General features: G+C 36.8%; 22 protein-coding genes. 4 read left to right on the top strand and 18 right to left on the bottom strand.

Annotated features, from left to right (window positions below; translation table 11 throughout):
- Positions 1-31 precede the first annotated feature (31 nt).
- Genes THENA_RS01805 through THENA_RS01780 form a run of 6 tightly spaced genes read right to left on the bottom strand, consistent with a single transcriptional unit; the run spans position 32 to position 4,732 of the window.
- Complete coding sequence (locus tag THENA_RS01805) at positions 32-643, bottom strand: L-threonylcarbamoyladenylate synthase (RefSeq protein WP_013755728.1); 612 nt, start codon at positions 641-643, stop codon at positions 32-34.
- A 2-nt stretch (positions 644-645) separates the two neighbouring features.
- Positions 646-975 carry a hypothetical protein gene (locus THENA_RS01800; RefSeq protein ID WP_013755727.1) on the bottom strand — a complete coding sequence of 110 codons (330 nt, stop codon included), beginning with the start codon at positions 973-975 and terminating at the stop codon, positions 646-648.
- Positions 976-1,003: 28 nt separating this feature from the next.
- Positions 1,004-2,167 (bottom strand): cation:proton antiporter, encoded by a 1,164-nt coding sequence (locus THENA_RS01795; protein ID WP_013755726.1) that lies wholly within the window; start codon positions 2,165-2,167, stop codon positions 1,004-1,006.
- Complete coding sequence (locus THENA_RS01790; protein WP_013755725.1) at positions 2,146-3,126, bottom strand: hypothetical protein; 981 nt, start codon at positions 3,124-3,126, stop codon at positions 2,146-2,148. The genes THENA_RS01795 and THENA_RS01790 overlap by 22 nt, the downstream gene beginning before the upstream one ends.
- Positions 3,127-3,156: 30 nt before the next feature.
- The gene (locus THENA_RS01785) at positions 3,157-3,759 is read right to left on the bottom strand and encodes an aminotransferase class IV (protein ID WP_013755724.1); all 603 of its coding nucleotides are present in this window, start codon (positions 3,757-3,759) and stop codon (positions 3,157-3,159) included.
- Positions 3,743-4,732 carry an aminodeoxychorismate synthase component I gene (locus tag THENA_RS01780; RefSeq protein WP_041437897.1) on the bottom strand — a complete coding sequence of 330 codons (990 nt, stop codon included), beginning with the start codon at positions 4,730-4,732 and terminating at the stop codon, positions 3,743-3,745. The genes THENA_RS01785 and THENA_RS01780 overlap by 17 nt, the downstream gene beginning before the upstream one ends.
- A 167-nt stretch (positions 4,733-4,899) precedes the next feature.
- On the opposite strand from THENA_RS01780, the gene THENA_RS01775 reads away from it, so the two are divergent.
- A complete protein-coding gene (locus THENA_RS01775) occupies positions 4,900-6,072 on the top strand; it encodes a glycerate kinase (protein ID WP_013755722.1) in 1,173 nt (390 codons plus the stop codon).
- Between the two features lie 13 nt (positions 6,073-6,085).
- Here the strand turns inward: THENA_RS01775 and THENA_RS01770 are convergent, their stop codons facing one another.
- From THENA_RS01770 to rfaD, 12 genes are all read right to left on the bottom strand, one after another.
- Positions 6,086-6,628 (bottom strand): 2-oxoacid:acceptor oxidoreductase family protein, encoded by a 543-nt coding sequence (locus tag THENA_RS01770; RefSeq protein WP_013755721.1) that lies wholly within the window; start codon positions 6,626-6,628, stop codon positions 6,086-6,088.
- Positions 6,621-7,370 carry a thiamine pyrophosphate-dependent enzyme gene (locus THENA_RS01765; protein WP_013755720.1) on the bottom strand — a complete coding sequence of 250 codons (750 nt, stop codon included), beginning with the start codon at positions 7,368-7,370 and terminating at the stop codon, positions 6,621-6,623. Before THENA_RS01765 ends, THENA_RS01770 begins: the two co-directional genes overlap by 8 nt.
- Positions 7,371-7,372: 2 nt before the next feature.
- Positions 7,373-8,425, bottom strand: coding sequence for a 3-methyl-2-oxobutanoate dehydrogenase subunit VorB (locus THENA_RS01760; RefSeq protein WP_013755719.1), 1,053 nt, complete (start codon positions 8,423-8,425; stop codon positions 7,373-7,375).
- A gap of 24 nt (positions 8,426-8,449) precedes the next feature.
- Positions 8,450-8,674, bottom strand: a complete 225-nt coding sequence (locus THENA_RS01755; protein ID WP_013755718.1) for a 4Fe-4S dicluster domain-containing protein — start codon at positions 8,672-8,674, stop codon at positions 8,450-8,452.
- A gap of 3 nt (positions 8,675-8,677) precedes the next feature.
- Positions 8,678-9,343, bottom strand: a complete 666-nt coding sequence (locus THENA_RS01750; RefSeq protein ID WP_013755717.1) for a hypothetical protein — start codon at positions 9,341-9,343, stop codon at positions 8,678-8,680.
- Positions 9,340-11,475, bottom strand: coding sequence for an acetate--CoA ligase family protein (locus tag THENA_RS01745; protein ID WP_013755716.1), 2,136 nt, complete (start codon positions 11,473-11,475; stop codon positions 9,340-9,342). The genes THENA_RS01750 and THENA_RS01745 overlap by 4 nt, the downstream gene beginning before the upstream one ends.
- A gap of 8 nt (positions 11,476-11,483) precedes the next feature.
- Positions 11,484-11,966 (bottom strand): hydrogenase maturation protease, encoded by a 483-nt coding sequence (locus THENA_RS01740; protein ID WP_013755715.1) that lies wholly within the window; start codon positions 11,964-11,966, stop codon positions 11,484-11,486.
- A gap of 152 nt (positions 11,967-12,118) precedes the next feature.
- On the bottom strand, positions 12,119-12,649 hold the full coding sequence (locus tag THENA_RS01735) for a putative metalloprotease CJM1_0395 family protein (protein ID WP_013755714.1): 531 nt from the start codon (positions 12,647-12,649) through the stop codon (positions 12,119-12,121).
- Positions 12,650-12,744: 95 nt separating this feature from the next.
- Positions 12,745-13,326 carry a Ni/Fe-hydrogenase, b-type cytochrome subunit gene (cybH, locus tag THENA_RS01730; RefSeq protein ID WP_013755713.1) on the bottom strand — a complete coding sequence of 194 codons (582 nt, stop codon included), beginning with the start codon at positions 13,324-13,326 and terminating at the stop codon, positions 12,745-12,747.
- An 11-nt stretch (positions 13,327-13,337) separates the two neighbouring features.
- Positions 13,338-14,900, bottom strand: a complete 1,563-nt coding sequence (locus THENA_RS01725) for a nickel-dependent hydrogenase large subunit (protein ID WP_013755712.1) — start codon at positions 14,898-14,900, stop codon at positions 13,338-13,340.
- Positions 14,901-14,902: 2 nt separating this feature from the next.
- Positions 14,903-15,973: a hydrogenase small subunit gene (locus THENA_RS01720; RefSeq protein WP_013755711.1), complete on the bottom strand. Its 1,071-nt coding sequence runs from the start codon at positions 15,971-15,973 to the stop codon at positions 14,903-14,905.
- A gap of 348 nt (positions 15,974-16,321) precedes the next feature.
- Positions 16,322-17,242: an ADP-glyceromanno-heptose 6-epimerase gene (rfaD, locus tag THENA_RS01715; RefSeq protein WP_013755710.1), complete on the bottom strand. Its 921-nt coding sequence runs from the start codon at positions 17,240-17,242 to the stop codon at positions 16,322-16,324.
- Between the two features lie 325 nt (positions 17,243-17,567).
- Between rfaD and THENA_RS01710 the strand changes: the two genes are divergently transcribed.
- Genes THENA_RS01710 through disA form a run of 3 tightly spaced genes read left to right on the top strand, consistent with a single transcriptional unit; the run spans position 17,568 to position 22,397 of the window.
- A complete protein-coding gene (locus THENA_RS01710; RefSeq protein WP_013755709.1) occupies positions 17,568-20,006 on the top strand; it encodes an ATP-dependent Clp protease ATP-binding subunit in 2,439 nt (812 codons plus the stop codon).
- Positions 19,975-21,345: a DNA repair protein RadA gene (gene radA, locus THENA_RS01705; protein WP_013755708.1), complete on the top strand. Its 1,371-nt coding sequence runs from the start codon at positions 19,975-19,977 to the stop codon at positions 21,343-21,345. Before THENA_RS01710 ends, radA begins: the two co-directional genes overlap by 32 nt.
- Complete coding sequence (gene disA, locus THENA_RS01700) at positions 21,297-22,397, top strand: DNA integrity scanning diadenylate cyclase DisA (protein WP_052296041.1); 1,101 nt, start codon at positions 21,297-21,299, stop codon at positions 22,395-22,397. Before radA ends, disA begins: the two co-directional genes overlap by 49 nt.

Genomic DNA, 22,397 nt, shown 5'->3' with positions numbered 1-22,397 from the left:
ATTAAGCAATTCAACAACCTCCCATTAAGAATTATTTCCTCGAAAGAACCTTCTCTAAAACGCCCTTTTTTATAACTCCTTCTCTTAAAACCTCAACATTGCTGTCTAGCTTTACTACTGTAGAAGGAACATAGTAGATAAGCTCACCCTGTGCGAAAAAGTCTATCCCTTTTAATAACGTTTTATCAAACTCGTCCTGTGATAATGGATTGATTTTACCACTTATATTCGCACTTGTCCCTATAATAGGAAAATTTATGTCTTCAAAAATCTTATTTATTACAGGATGAGAAACTACTCTTAGAGCCAAAAAGTTATCAAGCACAACTTTCTCAGAGAGTTTAAAGTCAAAAAAAACTCTTGAGACTATGGTCAAAGGACCAGGCCAAAAGATAGAAGAAAGCCTTAGGAAAATTTCTAAATCAACATATTTAAAATTGGCCTTTTCAAGTAACCAGTTCAGCGAGGGAACAAAGACTGGAAAGCTTTTGTCAGGCAATCTTCTTTTTACGTCAAAGATACGCGAAGCAACTTCTTCAGATCTTGCATCTCCTGTTAGAGCAAAAAGCGTATCAGTAGGGACTATACCAATTTTTTGATTCTTAATTTGGTCAGAAATTCTTTTATAAAGGTAATCTTTCAAATTTATGCCATCCACTTTATATCAGTAGCAAAGGCAAAAAATGTATCAGGATTATTTGCTTTGCCAAAGATCTTTTCAGCTATTTCCTTAACCTCTTTAAGCTTTGAGTCCTCTAAGACAAAAAATAAAAACGATTTCTCTTTAACCTCATCTGCAGACATAATTTTTTCAATGGATTGAAAAAGTGACTCTTCTGAAAGAAGAGTTGACCTTCCGAAACCACTGCAATCAAAAAAGGTCGCCCCAGAAATTCCAAGCTTTGATATTCTTTGTAAGAATTCAGGCAAAAGTTCTCTATTGTCAACCACCAAAAACATAGCAACCAGACTCAAATTTAACCTCCTATAATCCTAATATTTATTATAAATCTCGCTCAGTCCTGTATAAAGCTCTTAGAAGAATAGGCGTAATTACAGTTGTAAGTATGGCAACAACAATCAATACAGAAAAAACTGGTCTTGAAAGAACAGAGCTGGTCAGTCCAATAGTAGCTACTATTATAGCCACTTCTCCTCTTGAAATCATTCCTGTGCCTACCCTTAAAGAGTCCATAAAGTTAAATCTGGTTATCAAAGCGCCAAAACCGCAGCCAACAATCTTTGTAAAAACTGCAATTAAAAATATCACAATCGCATACAGGTAAAGAGCGCTTTCTAATCCTCCCCTTTCAACATATAAACCTACGCTGAAAAAGAATAAAGGCGCAAAGATGGAATAAGTTAGCGTGCTCATCCTGTCAGAAATCCTCTCACTATATTCTGTAAAGGAAATCATAGTGCCAATTAGATACGATCCTGTAATAGCGGCAAGAGACCCAAAGACTTCAGCGCACCAAGAGTATATTAATATTAGAACTATGCTACCAGCGATCAAAGGTCTTGAAACTTTTAGTCTTGAGAAAAAATCCAGATATCGCTTGAGAAAAACTTTGGCAACAAGTATAGCTAAAAACAAATAGCTAAAGATTCTAAAGAGCAAAAAATAGATATTTCCTCTCCCAAGTTCAAACGCTATTACCAGAGAAAGAATGATTATGCCTAAAACGTCATCAATAACAGCAGCACCTAATATAGTCATACCAACCTTGCTTCTTAATCTCCCAAGCTCCATCAAAGTTTGTGCAGAAATGCTAACAGAAGTAGCTGTCAAAACAGCCCCAACAAAAACAGATTCTGAAATCCCAAAACCAGAATACAAAGAAAAGATGGCTCCAAAAAAAAGAGGCAGTATCACGCCAAAGCTTGCAGAAGAAAAGGCAGCCAACCCAACCCTTTTTAATTCCTTTAGATCGGTCTGCAAGCCTGCAAGAAACATTAGAAATATTACTCCTATCTCAGAGAACAAAGCTATAAATTCGTTCATATGAACAACGTTTAATATTGCAGGACCAAATATAAGCCCTGCAAGAAGTTCACCAAACACTGCAGGTTGACCAAATCTTGCACTTATATTTCCAGATAATTTTGACAAAAACAGTATAAGAGCAAAGGTCGGCAGAAAACTTAAAACAACTTCTCTTTCCAAATAAACCTCCGCCCATAGAGGTATCTTTTGTAAACCAGATCTCCTATAAAGTAGAATAGATAGCAAAAAACTAAAACAGTCCTAAAGTCAAAAAAATACATCTCTCCAATGTACTTGAATATAAGATAGGTTGATATCGAGAAAAACAAATCCCCAAAAAAGATCCCAACAAAAAATGAAATAACTGAAAAGGCTATATATAAATATGGATAATAAGCGCCTGTAACGTTCATAACAAAATCAGAAAACATCTCAACGTATCCATAATGTGCTATGTATCCCAACAGCACGCAAAGAAGCAAAAAATAAAATACTCCGCTACCTGTAGAATACATATCTATCTTTACAGAATTTACATTAGTCTTGTACCTTAAAAACCCAATAATAACAAAAATTAGGGCTGCTAAGCCTATAACTTGATCCACATATGTGTAAACAATCGAGAGAACAGTAAAAAGAGTCATATAAAACAAGAATTCTTTTTCTCTTAAAATCTTTATTACATTAAATTTATGATTTTTTAAAAGGTAGATTAAATAGAAAATCAAACTTAGAATTATCAGGGGATAAAAAAATTGTAGATAAGAAAAATAATTTACTCCAGATACACAAAAGAAATATAACATAGGAATAGAAGAAAATGGAAAAAACCATTTGGAAAATAAATTGACTATTTTGTTGTCAGAATCTCCCATATCTATAAATATTTTCGCTAAGGATAAAACACTTTCTTTACCGTTTGCAAAGTTTTCAATAAATGTCCTTACAAAAGGCAAAGCAAAAAGCGCAAGCAAAAAATTTAGATCATATAGATAATATATTGGCAAAACCTGATAGCTTCTAGTGGCAAGTATCAGAGAAACAACCAGAGCAAGTGAAAGAAAGGGCTTTAACTTTGCTCTAGATAAAAGTAGTATTGCTATATTTATGTAAAATAAAGTTAGAAATATCTGCTGCACTAACTCTCCTATAAGTTCTAAATGTAATAGCTATTTTAACACAAATATCAGGTCTCTCACATCTATACAAATATCCCCCAAATCAAGCATTGCGTTGATCAAAGATATCTTTTCGTAGAGAAAAATTTTCTCCAAAGTAATTTCTGCTTCCTTTAAGATGCCTTTGTCTAAATAACTCTGTCTTTTAGTTCCATTCAACAAGTAACTTTCAGGCGTATACCATATTCCATTTTTGTATAATGCAATATTAGAAAAAGATGTATCAGTCACTAAATTGTTTTTAATTATCAAGATTTCTTCAAAACTTTTGCAACATTTCTTTAAATTATCAAAGATTCCTCTGTCAGAAAATTTATAACTATAATCTATCTCATTAGAGAATACTAATCTCAAGGCTTTCAGACTTTTAACGTTATACTTACTAATGTCTACACTTTCTAGTTTTTCACTATAAACGATCCTCAACTTATAAACCCCTCTTGCAAAATCTTCCGGATCAGGCAAAATCCTTTCAAGATCTAAATTAGAAATTCCAAAAAATTTTTTCTGCGTTAAGTCAACTCTTCTTTGGTGATATTCGAGATTAAAATAATTTGAATTGTATAATTTTATGGTTTCAATAAATTGGCACATATATTTTCTCAATCATTTCATTATATTCTTTATTAACATCACTATATATTGTTATGCCGCCACCACTCTTAAAGAACAACTTATCGTTTGTTTTTTCAATGAATCTTATCAATACATAACTGTCTAAATTACTCCCATCGAAATATCCGCCTATCCCTGTATAATATCCCCTTTTATATGTCTCTACTTCTTTTATCTTTTTTATAGTAGCTTCCTTTGGGGCTCCACTGATTGAACCTGCAGGAAGCAAAGAAACTATTATATCGCCCAATCTCTTCTTATAATCATCTCCCAAATAACCGCATATCTCAGAACTAGTTTGATAAATTTCACCCTTAATGTTTTTTACTTTGGAAAAAAATCTGAATCTTTTAACTTTTATGTTATCAGCAACTATTCCAAGATCATTTCTGATTAGGTCTACAATAGTAGCGTGTTCTGCTAGCTCTTTTTCGTCATTCTTTAAAATTTTCCTTGCATCTGGTATCCTTGCATCTATCGTTCCTTTCATAGGGTATGCAAATATAAGCCCGTCTTTAATTCTGATAAATATCTCAGGCGAAAAACATATAAACGAATCATCAACATAAAGTTTAAAAGCAGATTTACTCCTCAAAAATATTTCAAAGAGGCTAAGATTTGTATTAATCTCAGTCTGAAAAGTTAAATTTATTAAGTATGAATGTCCATCTCTTTCATATTTTTGAACTGACTCAAAAGCCTTTTTGTATTCTGCTAAAGAAACTGGATAGCTTTCAAAAATTATTTTTTTACTACGTAGTTTAATGTCTCGAAAACTGTCTTCATAGTTTCTAAATTTATTGATATTAAAATAGATATCCTTTGAAAAAAGCTTATTCCCATAAAAAAGTTTAAATTCGTCTACCTCAAAATCTACAATGAAAAAAAACGGAATTGATTCTAAGGATAAGGCGTTAACCTGATCAACAAATTCGTTTGCGCACAAAAACATAAAATTAATTTTACAGATAAGAAATGCTGTTGTAAACATCTCGAATTTTTAAAAAAGCAATAATAATATAGTTTATTAACTAAAGCCAACATGTGTTATGATTTATCTAAGAAAAAAATAAAATTTTAAGACTTAAGGAGGAAAGAGATTTTTTCTCTTTATAAGACATGAACAAAATTGTAATTGCTCCCGATTCATACAAAGGTTGTCTTAGTGCACTTGAAGTTTCTAAAGCGATAGAAAGCGCTTTTCTAGAATTCTATCCAAAGATAAATATAGCAAAGGTTCCAATTGCAGATGGCGGTGAAGGCACGGTAGATGCATTGGTCACAGCTACCAATGGAAAGTTTATGTATAGCGAGGTCTTAGACCCTTTAGGTCAAAAAATAGTTGCAAAATGGGGGATATTAGGAGATGGCAGCACTGCTGTTATCGAGATGGCTTCAGCTTCAGGACTTCCACTGGTTCCAAAGGAAAAGAGAAACCCTTATATTACTTCCACATTTGGCACAGGTCAACTTATATTGTCAGCTTTAGATGCAAATTGTAAAAAAATTGTTATTGGAATTGGTGGAAGCGCTACAAACGATGGTGGAGCTGGAATGGCAAAGGCACTGGGGGTAAAATTCTACGACACATTTGGCAATGAATTAGAAGAGGGAGGATATGCACTTCAAAAATTAGCAAAAATAGATATTTCTAAGATAGATCCCCGCATAAAAAACACCGAGATTCTTGTAGCATGTGACGTTGACAACCCCTTGTGTGGCCCTCGTGGAGCATCAGCTGTTTATGGCCCTCAAAAAGGCGCAACTTTTGATATGGTAAAAGAGTTAGACGTTGCTCTTTCAAACTTTGCTAAAGTAGCTCAAGAAGCAACAGGAAAAGACGTCAGGGACATACCAGGTTCAGGAGCAGCAGGAGGACTTGGCGCAGGGTTGATACTTTTCACTGGTGCATCTCTTATTCCGGGGGTAAAGTTAGTTCTTGAAATTACTAATTTTGACAACATTGTAAAAGATGCAGATCTCGTCATCACGGGAGAGGGCAATACAGATTTTCAAACTGTCTTCGGAAAGGCACCAATAGGCGTTGCAAAAGCAGCCAAAAAGTACAATATACCAGTAGTATGTATTTCGGGAGGGCTTTCAGAGGGCTACGAATCAGTTTATGAGAGTGGAATTGATGCAATAATCAGCATATCAACGGGACCCCTGTCACTAGAAGAATGTATGTTAAATGGCTCAAATCTATTAAAATCCGCTACAAAAAGGCTTATAAGAACTTTGAATGTAGGAATGCTTATAGAAAAAAGGAGCGGCCAAACCAAACACTTTTAGCCGCTCAAAATTTTTAACCCTTTACAGTTTTTAATCCTAGGTCTAGTGCTTGATAGTTTAGCGGCAATAAGTGATGATATTTGCTGGAAAAAACCTTTGGGAGAACTTCCTTTATGCTGTCTACAGGCATGATGTTGGAAACGCCCAAATAAGCCCCAAGCATAATCATATTTGCTAGTTGAGGTTTCCCCAACTGGTTTGCAAGATGGTTTATTTCAATTCCAACCACCTTAGAAGCCTTGTCAGAGACTACTTTTTCTTTTATCAAAGAAGCGTTGTACATTAGAATACCGTTATCTCTCAACGTAGGAGCAAATCTATCAAGTGAAGGTTGATTCATAATTATTAGAGAAGTAGGCTCATCTATGTACGGTGAAGATACAGCTTCGTCAGATATGACCACCATACAGTTTGCAGTACCACCTCTTTGTTCTGGTCCATAACTGGGCAGATAGCTTACTTCTTTGCCAAAATTAAGTCCTGCATACGCGAGAACCTGACCCATAGTCATAACTCCTTGTCCGCCAAACCCTGCAATAATCAACTCTTCAGTCATCCAAACCTACCTCCTTATAAACGCCCAGCGGGAATTGCTTTGCCATATTTTCTTCTACCCACTTTGCAGCTTCTACAGGTGGCATCCCCCAACCAGTTGGGCAGGCACTCAAAAATTCAACTAAAGAAAAACCTTTTTCTTGAAGCTGATACTTAAATGCTTTTCTTACAGCACTCTTTGCTCTAATAACGTGTTTTGGAGAAGACACCATCACCCTTTCTACGTAAGCCACACCATCAAAAGGCGCAAGCATTTCAGAAACCTTTATAGGATAACCCTGTTTTTTCACATCTCTTCCAAATGGAGTAGTAGCAGTTTTCATACCAGGTAAGGTAGTTGGCGCCATCTGACCTCCAGTCATTCCGTAAATTGCATTGTTAACAAAAAATACACATATATTTTCGCCCCTTGCAGCAGCATGAATTATTTCAGCTGTGCCAATAGCAGCAAGATCTCCATCTCCTTGATAAGTAAGGACGAATTTGTCCTTCGAAACTCTTTTTATTGCTGTTGCCACAGCAGGAGCTCTGCCATGAGCGGCTTCAGAAACGTCTGTATCAAAATATTCATAAATATATACAGCACAACCCACAGGTTGAACAACAATTGTCTTCTCTCTCAAGTCAAACTCATCAATCGTCTCGGCTATTAGCCTGTGAATTATGCCGTGGTGACACCCAGGACAATAGTGAAACTGCTTTTCTGTTAAAGACTTTGGTCTCTCAAGAATTTGATTGGACATTTTTAGACGCCCCCTTCCAGAAGGGATTTTAGTTTAAGATAAAGCTCATTTGGCGATGGAACTACTCCACCAGCTCTTCCATAAAACTTTACTTCAATATCGTCTGCTACTACGCGCCTTACATCCTCAAGCATCTGTCCGTAACTCATTTCGCTAACAAAAACTATTTTTGACTTCTCAGACGCGCTCCTAAGAGCGCTTTCAGGAAATGGCCAAAGGGAGATTGGTCTGAAAAATCCTATTTTTTTTCCTTCACTTCTTAGTCTTTGGACAGCATTTTTTAATATTCTTGCTACTGTGCCATAAGCCACCGCTAAAACGTCCATATCATCAGATATATCCTCTTCGAATTTTACTTCATCGTTAATACTTTTAAACTTTTCTTGCAAAATTAGATTGTGTTCCTCCAAGGTCTTTGGATCAAGATAAAATGAAAGCACCTTATTTGCTGGTCTGCCTTTGGCTCCAGTAAGCGCCCAACTCTTAGTAGAAGGTTTGCTTAAACCCTGCTCTGGAAGATTTACTGGCTCCATAATCTGACCAAGTGCTCCATCTGCCAAAATCATCACTGGATGTCTATACTTTTCTGCTATATCAAAAGCACCGTAAACCAAAGATGCCGCCTCTGAAACGGACGAAGGAGCAAAGGTAATTAACTTATAATCTCCGTGTCCTCCGCCTTTTGTAGATTGAAAATAATCACTCTGAGACGGCTGAATGTTTCCAAGACCAGGACCGCCTCTCATCACGTTTATCAATACAGCAGGAAGCTGAGCTCCTACAAGATAAGATATGCCTTCCTGCATCAGACTAACCCCTGGGCTAGAAGACGAAGTCATAACCCTCACTCCAGCAGCTGCAGCGCCATAAACCATATTTATAACTGATACTTCGCTTTCAGCCTGCAAAAAGACTCCTCCTACTTCTGGCATTCTCCTTGACATATAGTGAATTAATTCTGTTTGTGGAGTAATAGGATATCCAAAATAAGCGTTGCATCCAGCCCTTATAGCAGCCTCAGCCATAGCTTCTGTTCCTTTCATTAAAACTCTCATAATATCCCTCCTTTACAGTGCAATTTATTTTTCTACTTCTACTTTTTCATCTCTAAAAACTGTTATTGCAGTATCAGGACACACCATATAGCAAAAACCGCAACCTTTACACTCTTCTCCAACAAACTCGCTTACTTTGTAGCTTTTAGAGTTAAACTTCTCTCCAATTCTCAAGTTTCCAAAATTACAAGCTGCTACGCATAGACCACAACCCTTACATCTTTCTTCATCAATTACCACCCTTGCCATTATTTAGATCCTCCCTTCTTCCCATGGATAGAATAACAAAGGACTTATAGGAATATAGTCTTTGAAATATTTTATAAAATCTTCTTGAACAAATCTAAAAAGTACATCAAGTTCCAGTTTTTTTGCAATTTCATTTGCCAACCTCTCCCCAAAGACCATCTCTTCCAACGTAGATCCTTCACCTAAATAGAGATTTATTATCAGGTTTTTAAAAACAAGTTTACTAGATCTTTGAATGGAATTAATCGTCTCCCTTACTGCTTCAAAAGAGTTCGAAAAAGGTCTGAAGGGGTTTAAAACAAAAATAGGAACAGTATTTCTCTTTACTAGAACGTCGTTCAACGATCCAAGAACAATAGCTCCATCGCTATTTCCACCAACATCTACAATTAAAAAATTGCTTTTTTCTTCAATCACGCTTCTAATTTTGTAAGCAACAATTGGTATGTCTATGTTGATAAATTCCTCAGGGATACTGATTACCTCAAAAGGCAGATCAAGCTTTTTTTCCACTCTTACATGTCTAATTGTCCTCATAATCTTGACATTATCAAGATCTACAATTGAAACAGGCATATCTTTTGAAAATATCTCGCCTAATTTCAAAACAATTTCTGATTTGCCTGAACCAGCTTCGCCACAAAGAATGTATATTGGATAGTCATTCATTTTGACAAAAGTATTCTGGAATCTACTATAACCACAGAATCTTTGTATGCAAACACAGGGTTAAATTCCATTTCTTTAATTTCAGGATGCAAATACAATATTTGCGAAAACCTTACAAGCAATTCAGCTATTTTTTCTTGATCAACAGGATCTTCTCCCCTGACTCCAGTCAAAATCTTGTATGATTTTAACTCTTTCATCATAGACATTGCTATCTGCGTTGTTATTGGTGCAATTGCAAAAACCACGTCTTTTAAGACTTCTACATAAATGCCACCAAGACCAAACATTACTACAGGACCAAAGTACTTATCATTAAAGCCACCAACAATAAGTTCTACGCCCTTCTTTTCCATTTTTTGGTACGATATTCCCCTCACCTTTGCAGTGGGATCATATTTTTTTGCATTTTCAACGATCTTTTTATACGCATCAACTAATTCCTCTTTAGACTTGATCCCCAAGATCACTCCACCAGCATCAGTTTTGTGTATTATCTCACAAGACACAACTTTTGCAACGCCAGGAAATATAATTCCTTTAGAATTAAGTATGTCTTCAACGCTAGCAAAAAAATAACTCTGTGATAAGGGCATTTTATAATCGTTTAAAAATTCAGAGAGATTTGGCTCTATCAAAGAAGTTTCTTTAGATTTTAGGGCCTTTGAAGTTATAGCTTTTGCCTTTTTAGAAACTTTTAGGGATGAATCTGTAGCGCTCCAACTATCCTTTTCTCTAAGGCTTGTATACAAAGACGATATATACAACGAATCAACACAATCAATAATATTGTTATAAACTAGCATTCCCTTTTTTTCTAACTTTAATTTCACTTTATTTGTATAATTTCCACCAATCATAATTGAATAATAAGGCTTGGAACTCGTAACAATTTCTGCTGGAAGAACGTTTACTATCTTTTCATCCATACCGGGAACCTGTATAAGATTTATTCCCAATACGGCATCTACATTCTCATCTGCCTGAATAACCTTTAAAGATTTAACGAAGTCATCTTCAGTTCCTGAGCCTGTAATGTCTACAGGATTGTTTACGCTAGCAAAAACTGGCAAAAAGCTTTTTAGTTTCTCTTTCGTAGAATCTGACAAATTAGCCATCTTAAAAGACTTTTCCATAGCATAGTCAGTTGTCATAACTCCGGCACCGCCGCCATTTGTCAAAATAGCTATTCTATTTCCCGTTACTGGACCAGATTTTACTAAAGCCTTAGCGGCGTTAAAGAGTTCTCTATAGTCTTTAACCATAATCAGTCCCGCTTGTTTGCAGGCGCTTTTGAAAAGCAAGCCACTTCCGGCCATACTTCCAGTATGAGATGCTGCAGCCTTTGTGCCCTCTTCAGTAAGGCCTGATTTCATAATTAAAATAGGCTTCTTTTTAGACGCTATACTCGCCTTTTCAAAGAAAACTCTAGGCTCATCTACGCCTTCTATATATAGACAAATTACCTCTGTATCGTCGTCTTCAATAAGATAGTCAATCAAGTCAAGTTCATTAACGTCTACCTTATTACCATAGGAAATGCCTTTAGAAATGCCAATCTTTTCTGACGCAGCCCAGTCCATTATAGCTGCAAGAAACGCACCGCTTTGTGACAGAAAAGCAATGTTGCCAGGACCAGGCCTTGCTTGTTTTTGTTTAGAAAGAAATGAAGTATCAAGTCTGGATTTGGCATCATAAATACCTAGACAATTTGGACCAATAATCCTCATGGAGTATTTCCTTGCAATTTCCAGTAGTTGATCCTCTAAATCCTTCCTTCCAACTTCTTTAAAACCTGAGGTTACAATAACAGCGCCTAAACATCCAGCTCTACCAGCATCTTCCAGAACAATTGGTACAATTTCTCTGGGCACAGAAATTATTGCAAGATCTATTGGTTCAAAAAGATCTTGAAGACTAGCATATGCTCTCATTCCCAAAATTTCCGTTGCATTAGGATTGATAGGGAAAACTTGACCTTTAAAATCCAGAAGATTTTCCAGAATAGTGTAGCCTACCGACCCAGGTTTTCTTGAAGCACCAAGTACTGCTACGTTTCTTGGATTAAAGAAAAAATCAAGTTCTAAGTTTTTCTCCCTGTTTCCATTAGATGAGTACACTACAGTGTCCACTTCCTCTCTTACAGTATATTTTGATCTTTGTTAGAAGCTAAAAAGTTATCAATCTCCTCTACTATAAGCTCAACTAATCTCGGGAGTTTTTTCTTTACTGACTCACTAAGTTCCATTGAATAGTCCAAATTCATTGGTTCCATACCAAAAAAAATGCTTTTCTTTGGTTTTTTGCCAACAAATTCAGCCAGACTCAACGTCTCAGGTATCCCTATTTGGTGAGGAGACAATGCAATGCTCTTTTGATACTTCATCTCTTCAGGGTTATATTTGTAAATCGTGCCAGGTTTATTTCCTCCCCTGACAGCATCCACGAATATTACATAATCTACCCCTTCGAAATAAAATATCAAATCAGGACCGCTTGTACCTCCCGCCAAAAGGCTCACTTCACTTGGCAAAGAAACTTTTTCCAATTCTTTTATTACATGAATCCCTAATCCATCATCTCCCTGTAACTCATTTCCAATTCCTATTACCAGTATCTTCATACCTTCCCCTTAAATTAAGATTTAACCCCTAACAAATACAAACAAAATTATTATGTATTGGTTTTTTATTTTTGTCAAATAAGTTAAATTAATAGCTTTAATTAAATGCGTAAAAGTTATAAATAAGTTCGAATATATGTTGTATTTGGTACTTATAAAATGGTATTTATCTTACCTTTATTTTGATTTCCTGAAATAGCTGATTGCAATTTATGGCTTTCAATAATAGCCTTTTGCTCTTGAGCCTGTATAATAACCATCTGTGCTTGAGAGGCCACTGTATAATCCTGACTAGAAGGCTGAGCAGGTGCTAAAGCAGCCCTAATAACCGTTTGCATCTTTTGTATTGTAGCGTCCGGGTTATTCGGCACAGGAGAAACGTCTATTGTAACATCCCCACCAACAGCATACAGCTTGCCGTCAGGTCCAGTAACGTATATATAATTTGGGCCAGATGTAGCCAATCCACCCGATGCGGCAATATGAGCCTGCTCATGAGCTCTGACTTCTTGATCTGTTTTTCTCAATTGCTCTATTTGTAACTCAACCTGAGCTGAAAATTTCTGTTTCAATGAAGAAACTATATTAGAGTTCGAACTGTTCTTCGAATTGGTTATACTAGAAACACCATTTCCCGAGGAACTTACAGCACCAGATACCGAAACGTTATTCGCCTCAGACATCTTACTCCTCCAAAGAAATTTAACTAATTTAATTATATACTAAAAACCCCGGATTCATTAATCAAATCCGGGGCAAATAAAAACTAAATTTAAAATTAATCCTTTTTAGCAATACCAAAAAACATAAGCGGTACTTGATCCCATGCTTCTGTAACAGAAAGATAAACGTGACCAATTATAAATATGATGAACGCAAACATGCCAAAATAGTGCCACAATCTTAAATAATACAAACCGCCAAAAAAGTGTACTACTCCAGCAAAAGCGCCTGTTGGCCACAAGAGAGCAAAACCCGTAGTTGCCTGAAAGATGAAAAGAACAATCAAAAGCCAACTATAAGCTACTTTCTGAAGTGGGTTGTACTTTCCTGTATGAGGATGAGGACCTAAGAAAAGATAGTACTTGATCTGTGGAATGATATTTTTGAAGTCTTCTCCAGTATATGCAAATTCTCTCCAATCCTTATCTGAACCAGCGAACGCAAAGTAAATTCTAAATATCGCATTCAAGATCCAGATGTATGCCAATGAAAAATGAAGCCATCTTAGAGCACCCATCCATCCTGGTGCAAATGGGCTATGGATATACCAGCCAGATATAATGAGTCCTAACATGCACAGCAAATTAATCCAGTGCATAACTCTTTGTGGCAGTGGATGATCTTCTAAACGCGCCATAGTATGCCTCCCTACTCCACAACAAACTTCAAGATGCGGTTGCTCTCTGGATGGATAATGTGAACTGCACACGCAAGACACGGGTCAAACGACCTGATATTTCTTACAACATTTATTGGATTTTCTGGGTCTGGAACAGGAATTCCTATCAGAGATTGTTCATATTGTCCGCGAACGTTGTTGGCATCTCTAGGAGATGCGTTCCAGGTAGTAGGAACGACTTGTTGATAATTCTTTAGTTTCTTTCCTTCAATTACTGCCCAGTGACTCAAAAATCCTCTTGGTGCCTCAACAAAGCCAAATCCTTTTGCGCTATCTGGTGTAGGCTTGTCATCATTTACAATTAATGGCCCCTTGCCCATTAGCGAGGCAAGTTCATCTACCCATTTCATAACGTTCTTTGACACATCTACAGCCTGATAAGCTCTTGCCGCATGACGAGCCAAAAATCCTGGTTTAATGTTTAGTTTTGTAACAATATCCATAAATTCCTTTGGCTGAACCGTCATAGCCCAAGCAAGTGGACCTACTTCATAGGGCTTGCCGTCGTAACGTGGAGCCTTTAAGAAGCTGTATGCCCCCTCTTTTTTGAGGTTGAACTTAGTCTCTCCCTCAAATGGCTGTAAAAGTGGCTGGTTATTTGAATAGTCATACCAGGAGTGAGCAACTGATTCAGCAATCTTTTGGCCATCTAGAGGCTGTACTGCGCCAAGATTGCCATCTGTAACTACTCCACCCTTCCACAAGAAATTCTTTCCGCTGTTGTCTAGAGGAAATTCTGGGCCTGAAAGATAATTGTTATACCCTCCTCCAAGACCTGCTTGGCCAACAGGAAGAAGCGGCCCTGACCCAAGGAAGAGTATATCTTTCCAGTAAACGTTTTGCACGAAATCAATTACCTTTGCAATATACTCTTTGTACTTCACCAAATCTTCAAGATTCGGATGATACGTTACACCGCCCTGAATGACTCCTGCCTGGTGAGGCGACTTTCCGCCAAATATTGCAATGCACTTTTGAGCAATGGCTCTTGCCTCAATAGCCTGTATATAGTGGGAAACAAGCGTTGTAACTATTTCTGGATCGGTAAGAGTATATTGATCTCCTTTATATGCTGGCGTAAAGGGAGCTGTATCATTAGCCTTTACGAGCGCTACGATCTTATCTTTTATGGCAAGTAGTTTTGGATCGTTACCTTTATATCCTGCAACTGCAGTTATATCTATATAATCAGGTGCATTTAAGTTGTAAAAGATCTGTATATGATCTCCCATATACAAAGCTGCAAGCATAAGATTCCTAAGAAGTATGCCTGCCTCTGGAACCTTACAACCATATGCCATATCTAAAGCCCTCGAAGAACATAGCCCATGCACCATAGTGCATACGCCACAAGATCTCTCTGTCACATAAATAGCATCCATTGGTTGCCTACCAACAAGCATGGCCTCAAATCCTCTTGCCATAGTGCCTGATGACCATGCATCTTTGACTACACCATTTTCAACCTCAACTTCTATTCTCAAATGCCCTTCAATTCTTGTAACTGGGTCTATAACAATTTTGTTCGCCATAGTTATTTATCTCCCTCCTTCTTCTTGCCAAATACAGAGCGGCCAACAAGGTGGGCAGCGACTCCCAGTGCAGTCACAGCTGCAGCTACCGTACCTACAGTTTCAGATGGCACTCCACCAATACCTGGCAAATTAACGTCATTAGACTTCTCATAAAGAGGAGAGAACCCAGCATAAAATTCTGGCTGCGAACAACCAGCACAAGGAGCATTAGACTTTATACACCAGTTTACGTTGTCATTGAAACCTCTTGACGGACAATCGCTAAAAGTAAATGGTCCCTTACAACCCTTTAAGTACAAGCAGTATTCAGCCTGACTTGGATCACCATAATTGGTTACGAATTCGCCTCTCTCAAAATGTCCCCTTCTTGGGCAATTGTCATGAATGAGAGTCCCAAAGAACATTAAAGGTCTCTGGTGAATGTCAAGCGGCGGAGCTTTCTTGAAAGTAAGATAATAAACAAGGGTTCCTACAAGATGATCGGGATTGCATGGACACATTGGAAGGTTTATAACCTTTTCTTTCCCAACAATATCGCTTACTCCTCTACCCTTTGAAGGAGTAGCCTGCACTACACCGCCCCAGCTAGCGCAAGATCCAAGCGCTATGACTACAGCAGCGTTTTTATAAGCTTCTTTAAGCGTCTCAACCACTGGTCTTCTTGCAGGATTGGTATCGCTCATAGTTCCTGCTGTGCAAAATAGAGGATCCGCAGTGGGTATTGAGCCTTCAACTACTAAAACGTATCCCGGAGTCTTCATAGCCTCATCCAAAGCCTTGTCGGCAACATATCCGCTTCCAAACATAATGGTCTCGTGATACTTCAAGCTAATGGTATCAAGAATAATCTGCGTAGGAGTGGGTTCTGTAAGATTGAGGAAGGCTTCTGAACAACCGGCACAGTCTTGAGCCTCTAACCATATTACAGGAGCTTTTTTGCTTGCATTTTCAACTGCATCAGCAATCTTTGGAGCAAAAGACTCGCTCAAGCCCAGATATACGGCCATAGCCGCACAGGCTTTCATAAAATCCCTTCTACTAACCTTATTCTTAGCCAAACTAGATAACAAAAAACAACACCCCCTTCATGAAGGTAAGAATTCTTAAAACAAATAACAAAAACGTTGTTTTCCTGTTACCCCTCCTCTCTTTTTGTGAAGAGTCACCAAAAAAATCTTGTAAGGTAAATCCCTTCATAAGACTTACCCAAGAGTGATTACCTTGATAGGTATTGTAACACAAAATTTGAATTTTTTATAAATTCTGATAATTCAAATAATTTTTCTTTTTATATATACTTAAGTATTTATATCTGAAATAACCATAATTAATACATTTAACAAATAAAGTATACTTTCATTTAATCTCAATCGCTTTCTTAAAAACTTGGATAAAATGCTTTTTAAAACTTTAAAAATTTAGAACTTCTCTAAGTAATTTATATACTCTTTTATGCCTGTCTCAAGATCGTATTCAGGGATATACCCCAAAAAAGATTTTGCTCTTGAAATGTCAGCTTGAGTCAAATTCTGATAAAAGTCATACGGACAATCAAAATACTCTACGTTGATATCTTTTTTCGTAACATCAGAAATGATCTTTACAATATCGTTAAATGACCTTGCCACTCCAGTAGCTATGTTAAATATGCCAGATACGTCACTTTCCATTGCCTTTATGTTTGCATTAATTACGTCTTTTATATACACAAAATCCCTTTTTTGCTCGCCATATTTAAAAAGTCTTGGATTTTGTCCTTTTTTAATTCTCATAAACATCTGTCTTATCATACTCGCATATTCACCTTTAAAATCCTCACCGGGACCATACACGTTAAAATATCTCATACCACAAACTTGGATATCAGGGTTTATTTCCATAAACTTGAGCGCTATCATGTCCATTGCATATTTTGAGAAGCCATAAACGTTTTCTGGCACTAAGCCTTCATCTTCTTTTTGCGGCGCAGGCGAATTCCCATAAACTGCAGCACTAGAAGCATAGATTACCTTTGATTTAGAGCACTTTGCAAGATCGAGCAAATATTTAAAAGACTCCGTGTTTACCCTCATCACTAGACCTTGATCTAAGACCCTTGTGTCAGATATGGCACCTTCATGAAATATAACGTCAAATCTATAGTCTTTTAATCTCTCCCAAACTTCTTTGCAAGATATATCAGCAGTTATTACTTCTCCCTTAAATCCCAAAAGATTTTTAAAATGACCGCTTGAAAAATCATCTAAGGCATATATTTCATAAGTAGGAAAGTGATTTTCAAGAGCCTTAACCAAGTTAGAACCTATAAAACCAGCTGCTCCAGTAACTAGAATCCTCAAAGTATCAACCTCTTTTCAATTTTAAATTAAAAATTTAATTTTTTATAATGTTGATTAAAAGTAATATATCACATGTTGGTAGAATCTGGCAATTTACCCGTTTGGAAACTTTATTTAATGTATTGTAAAGAATTTAATGTAATATTAAATGTAATATTATGAAATATTATTGCAGCAAAAAATTACCAGAACAGTAAAAAATAAAGGTTATTGGCAAGATTTAAAAATTATCTTACAAAAAAATAAAGGCAATTTTCTAACTAAATGTTAATAAACATAGTATAATATATATCAAGAAAATTTAATCTCACTCTGGAGGTCTAAAATGTTTGAAAAGTTTACCGAAAAGGCAGCCAAGGCTATAATCCTTGCTCAGGAAGAAGCCAAGCGCTTAGGCCATAATTTTGTCGGTACTGAACATATACTTTTAGGTCTCTTGGCTGAAGGAACAGGAATAGCTAACAAAGTTATCAATTCAATGGACATTGAACCTCAAGATATAAGACGTGAAGTAGAAAGGCTTATAGGCCGCGGCGGCGGCACACTTATATCAGAAATTCCTTTTACGCCAAGGGCAAAGAGAGTACTAGAGCTTTCCTGGGAGGAGGCAAGGCTCCTGGGACATAATCACATCGGTACTGAACACATCCTTCTAGGACTACTTCGAGAGGGAGAAGGAATAGGCGCAAGGGTCTTAAAATCTTTCAACATGGACATTGGAAAGGTTAGAAGCCAAATCATCCAAATAATTTCGGGCGGTTCTGTAATAAAGAGTAAAGAGTCCGGACGTACACCTCTTTTGAACGAATTTGGAAGAGATCTTACAGCGTTAGCCCGAGAGAAAAAACTTGATCCTGTAATAGGTAGAGATAAAGAGATAAGAAGACTAATCCAAATAATGTGCAGAAGGACAAAAAATAATCCTGTACTTATAGGGGATCCTGGCGTTGGAAAGACAGCAATAGTAGAAGGACTAGCACAAGCAATTGTAGACAACAACGTTCCACCAATGCTAAGAAAAAAGCGCCTGATCTCTCTTGATTTGGGACTACTAATAGCTGGCACAAAATATCGCGGCGAGTTTGAAGATAGGCTAAAAAAGATAACCGAAGAGATAAAAAATGCTGGCAACATAATACTCTTTATAGATGAATTACACACAATTGTCGGAGCAGGAGCAGCAGAAGGTGCAGTAGATGCGGCAAATATACTAAAACCCGCCCTTGCAAGGGGAGAAATCCAATGCATTGGAGCTACTACTGTAGAAGATTACAGGAAGCATCTTGAAAAGGATGCAGGACTTGAAAGAAGGTTTCATCCAATACATGTAGAAGAACCTACTCAAGAGGAAGCTATCCAAATACTTTTCGGCTTAAAAGAAAAGTACGAAGCACACCATGGAGTAAAAATTACTGAAGATGCAATAACTTCATCAGTTAAGCTTGCCAAAAGATACATCTCCGATAGATTCTTGCCAGACAAGGCAATTGACATTCTTGATGAAGCCTCAGCAAAAGTTAAACTCAAAGAGCCAGTAATGTCAGAAGCGTGGAAAGAACTTTATAAAAAATTGGAAAACGTTATTGAAGAAAAGGAAAACGTTATAAGGATGCAAGATTTTGAAAAAGCGGCAGTGTTGAGGGACAACGAACAAAAGATAAGAAACGAAATATCCAGTTTTACCAATCAGGAAGAAGTCAATGCTCTTGAAGTCAAAGTGGTGACAGAAGAGGACATAGCTGAAGTAGTTAGCGAGTGGACTGGTATTGAGCTAAAGAAGCTTACAGAATCTGAAATGAAAAAGTTATTAAACCTTGAAGAAGCCCTACACAAGAGGATTGTTTCACAACATGAAGCTGTTGTCTCAATTGCAAAAACTTTAAGAAGAACAAGAGCGGGGCTTCAAGATCCCAAAAAACCGCTGGGCTCTTTCTTATTTTTGGGACCAACGGGCGTTGGGAAAACAGAACTTGCCAAAACGCTTGCAGAATATCTTTTTGGCAGCGAAGAATCTCTCCTCAGATTTGATATGTCTGAATATATGGAAAAACATACTGTGTCACGACTAATCGGTGCTCCTCCTGGTTATGTAGGATATACTGAGGGAGGCCAGTTAACAGATGCAGTTAGAAGAAGACCTTCATCAGTTATTTTGTTTGATGAAATAGAAAAAGCTCACCCAGATGTATTCAATCTCTTATTGCAAATTTTAGATGACGGAAGACTAACTGACGGCAAGGGCAGAACAGTTAACTTCAAGAATACTATACTTATAATGACTTCAAATTTAGGGACTCATATGCTTAAGGAAGGCTCCCCTGGTTTTCTGGCAAGCTCTAATTCGCTTGATTATGAAAAGCTAAAGAGCCAAATCCAAAGAGAGTTAAAGGATACTTTTAGACCAGAATTCTTAAATAGAATAGACGAAATAATCATTTTCAATTCTCTAACACAAGAAGATATGATAAACATTACCAAAAAGATGCTAGAAAACGTAAAAGAAAAACTAAAAGTCAATCTAATAGACATAACCTTCTCAGAAAAAGTAGTTAATCAACTGGCAAAGGAAGGATATGATCCAAAGTTTGGAGCTAGGCCTCTAAAGAGATTGATCCAAAAGAAAATTGAAGACCCAATTGCTGACAAGATTATAGAGGGCTCAATCAAGCAGTGTGATTCTATAGAAGTTGACTTTGATTCGTGCGAATTTGTATTTAAAAATACTCAAGAACTTGTATCAACGAGGAGCAGCAATAGCAAATAAAAATAAAGACAATTTTATATGTATAGAGTGTGGATATGAAAGCGCTGTCTGGAGAGGACAGTGTCCAAATTGTGGTTCCTGGAACAGTTTCCAAAGCAAAAGAGACATTTTAGAAAAAAAGGATATTTTAGATCTAGAAAATTTAACTTATGTTGAAGAAGAAAGGCTACTCTTTGATCTTAGAGACCTAAATGACATTTTTGGTGGCGGAGTCGTAAAAGGCTCCGTTACCTTGCTTTCTGGGGAACCAGGCATAGGGAAATCCACATTAGCGCTTCAAATGGCAGACCAAATAGCCAGCAAATATCAGGACGTGTTATATATATCCAGTGAAGAATCTGCAAGCCAGGTCGCATCAAGGGCAAAAAGGTTAAAACTCAACGAAAAAAAGATCAAAATCATATCGTGCTCAGATCTAAACAAAATCCTTAAAACTCTAAAAAATCACAATTTTTCTATGATTATAATAGACTCAATACAAATGCTTTACGATTCTGAAGACAGCTCTACCATAGGCTCTCTGTCACAGATAAAGCAATGCGCATCAAAGATAAATCTATTTTCCAAAGAGTCAAATATCCCCTTTCTATTAATTGGTCACATAACTAAAGAAGGATCAATTGCTGGGCCAAAATTCATAGAGCACCTGGTTGATAGCGTCCTATTTTTTCATGGGGATAGATCGAGTGCAATTAGGACTCTCAGATCGCTTAAGAATCGTTTCGGATCTACCAATGAATTGGTTATCTTCGAGATGAAAGAAGAGGGCTTAATAAAACCGAAAAATATATCACAGCTAATTTTACAAAGTAGCGATTTGTCTGGTACAACTTTTTGTATTACCATCGAGGGCTCAAGGCCTCTTCTGGTACAAGTTGAATCCCTGGTCAATCAGTCCTTCAAAACTAGCCCTACTAGACTTTCTCATGGAATCAATTTCAATCATTTTATGCTCATAATTGCAATATTGGAAAAGCACTTGAATATGAAATTGTATGATAAAGACATTTATTTGAACATTACAGGAGGCATAAATACTGAAGATAGAGGTATTGACCTAGCAATTGCAGCTTCTTTAATTTCGTCTTATTATGATATCATAATACCAAAGAGCACTATTTTTATAGGCGAGTGCTCTTTATCTGGAGAAATTAGAACTGTTTATCAAATTGAAAAACGGCTTAATGAAGCAGCAAAACTTGGTATAGAAAATGCATTTGTCAGTGATGAAGGAATGAATTTTAAGAATATTAATCTATACATTATAAAAAAACTAAAAGACTTAAAAGATTGGATAAAAAAATGGAAAATTCAGTATTCAAAAGAAAAGATTGGATAAAATCCTTAAAATTAATATCACCTGGAAACCCGCTTAGAGACGGCGTTGACCTAATTTTAGACGCAAGAGGCGGGGCACTTATTGTTGTGGGAAATCCCGAAAAAACGCTTCCCATTACAGTAGGAGGATTCCCACTTGACATAGAATTTACTCCTGCCAGACTGTTTGAACTATCAAAGATGGACGGAGCAATAATATTAAATGCTGATGCAAAAACAATTCTAAGAGCAAACGCGCTATTAATCCCCAATCCAAATATACCCACCGTAAACACGGGTTCAAGACACCAAGCCGCTGAAAGATTTGCAAAACAAACTGGAGAATTGATAATAGCAATTTCAGAAAGGAGAGGCGTAGTAACGCTTTATAAGGGAGATCTAACCTATCCGTTGAAAAGCAGCGCGTCCATTATGAGTCGAGCCAATCAAGCGCTGACTACTCTTGATAGTTATAAACAGGTATTTAATAGATCTCTTGAACATTTATCTGTATTAGAGTTCACAGACAGTGTTACTGCATCGGATATTGCAAATATTATTACAAGAGCTGAGATGCTGAAGTTCATAGAGGAAGAAATAGACACATACATCATCCAACTTGGTAAGGACGGTCTTCTAACAAAGTGGCAGTTATTAGAACTTATGTCTGGAGTAGAAGAGATCGAAGTTTTAATCTTAAAAGACTATCTTAGCGAAGAGAAGTTAGCAGATATACCAAAATTGCTCGAAACCTTGAAACAGCTCAAATCAGAACAAGACATATTAGATCAATTTGTCGTTATGAAACACCTTGGATTCAATAATCCCGACCAACCTCTTATACCAAGAGGATACAGGGTGTTAGACAATATACCAAGACTCCCCTCTCCTATAGTAGAAAAGATAGTTGGAAATTATAAAAATCTAAACAAACTTTTGGGAGCCAAAGAAGAGGAATTGGACAAGATTGAAGGAGTTGGGAAAATCAGGGCCCATCAAATTGTAAATTGCCTTATGAGAATGAAAGAAATCACAAAAACATTTTCTTCAAGAAACATAAATAAGATTTTATAA

This window comes from Thermodesulfobium narugense DSM 14796 (assembly GCF_000212395.1).
Classification (GTDB): Bacteria; Thermodesulfobiota; Thermodesulfobiia; order Thermodesulfobiales; family Thermodesulfobiaceae; genus Thermodesulfobium; species Thermodesulfobium narugense.
This window is presented reverse-complemented; position numbering and strand designations above follow the sequence as displayed.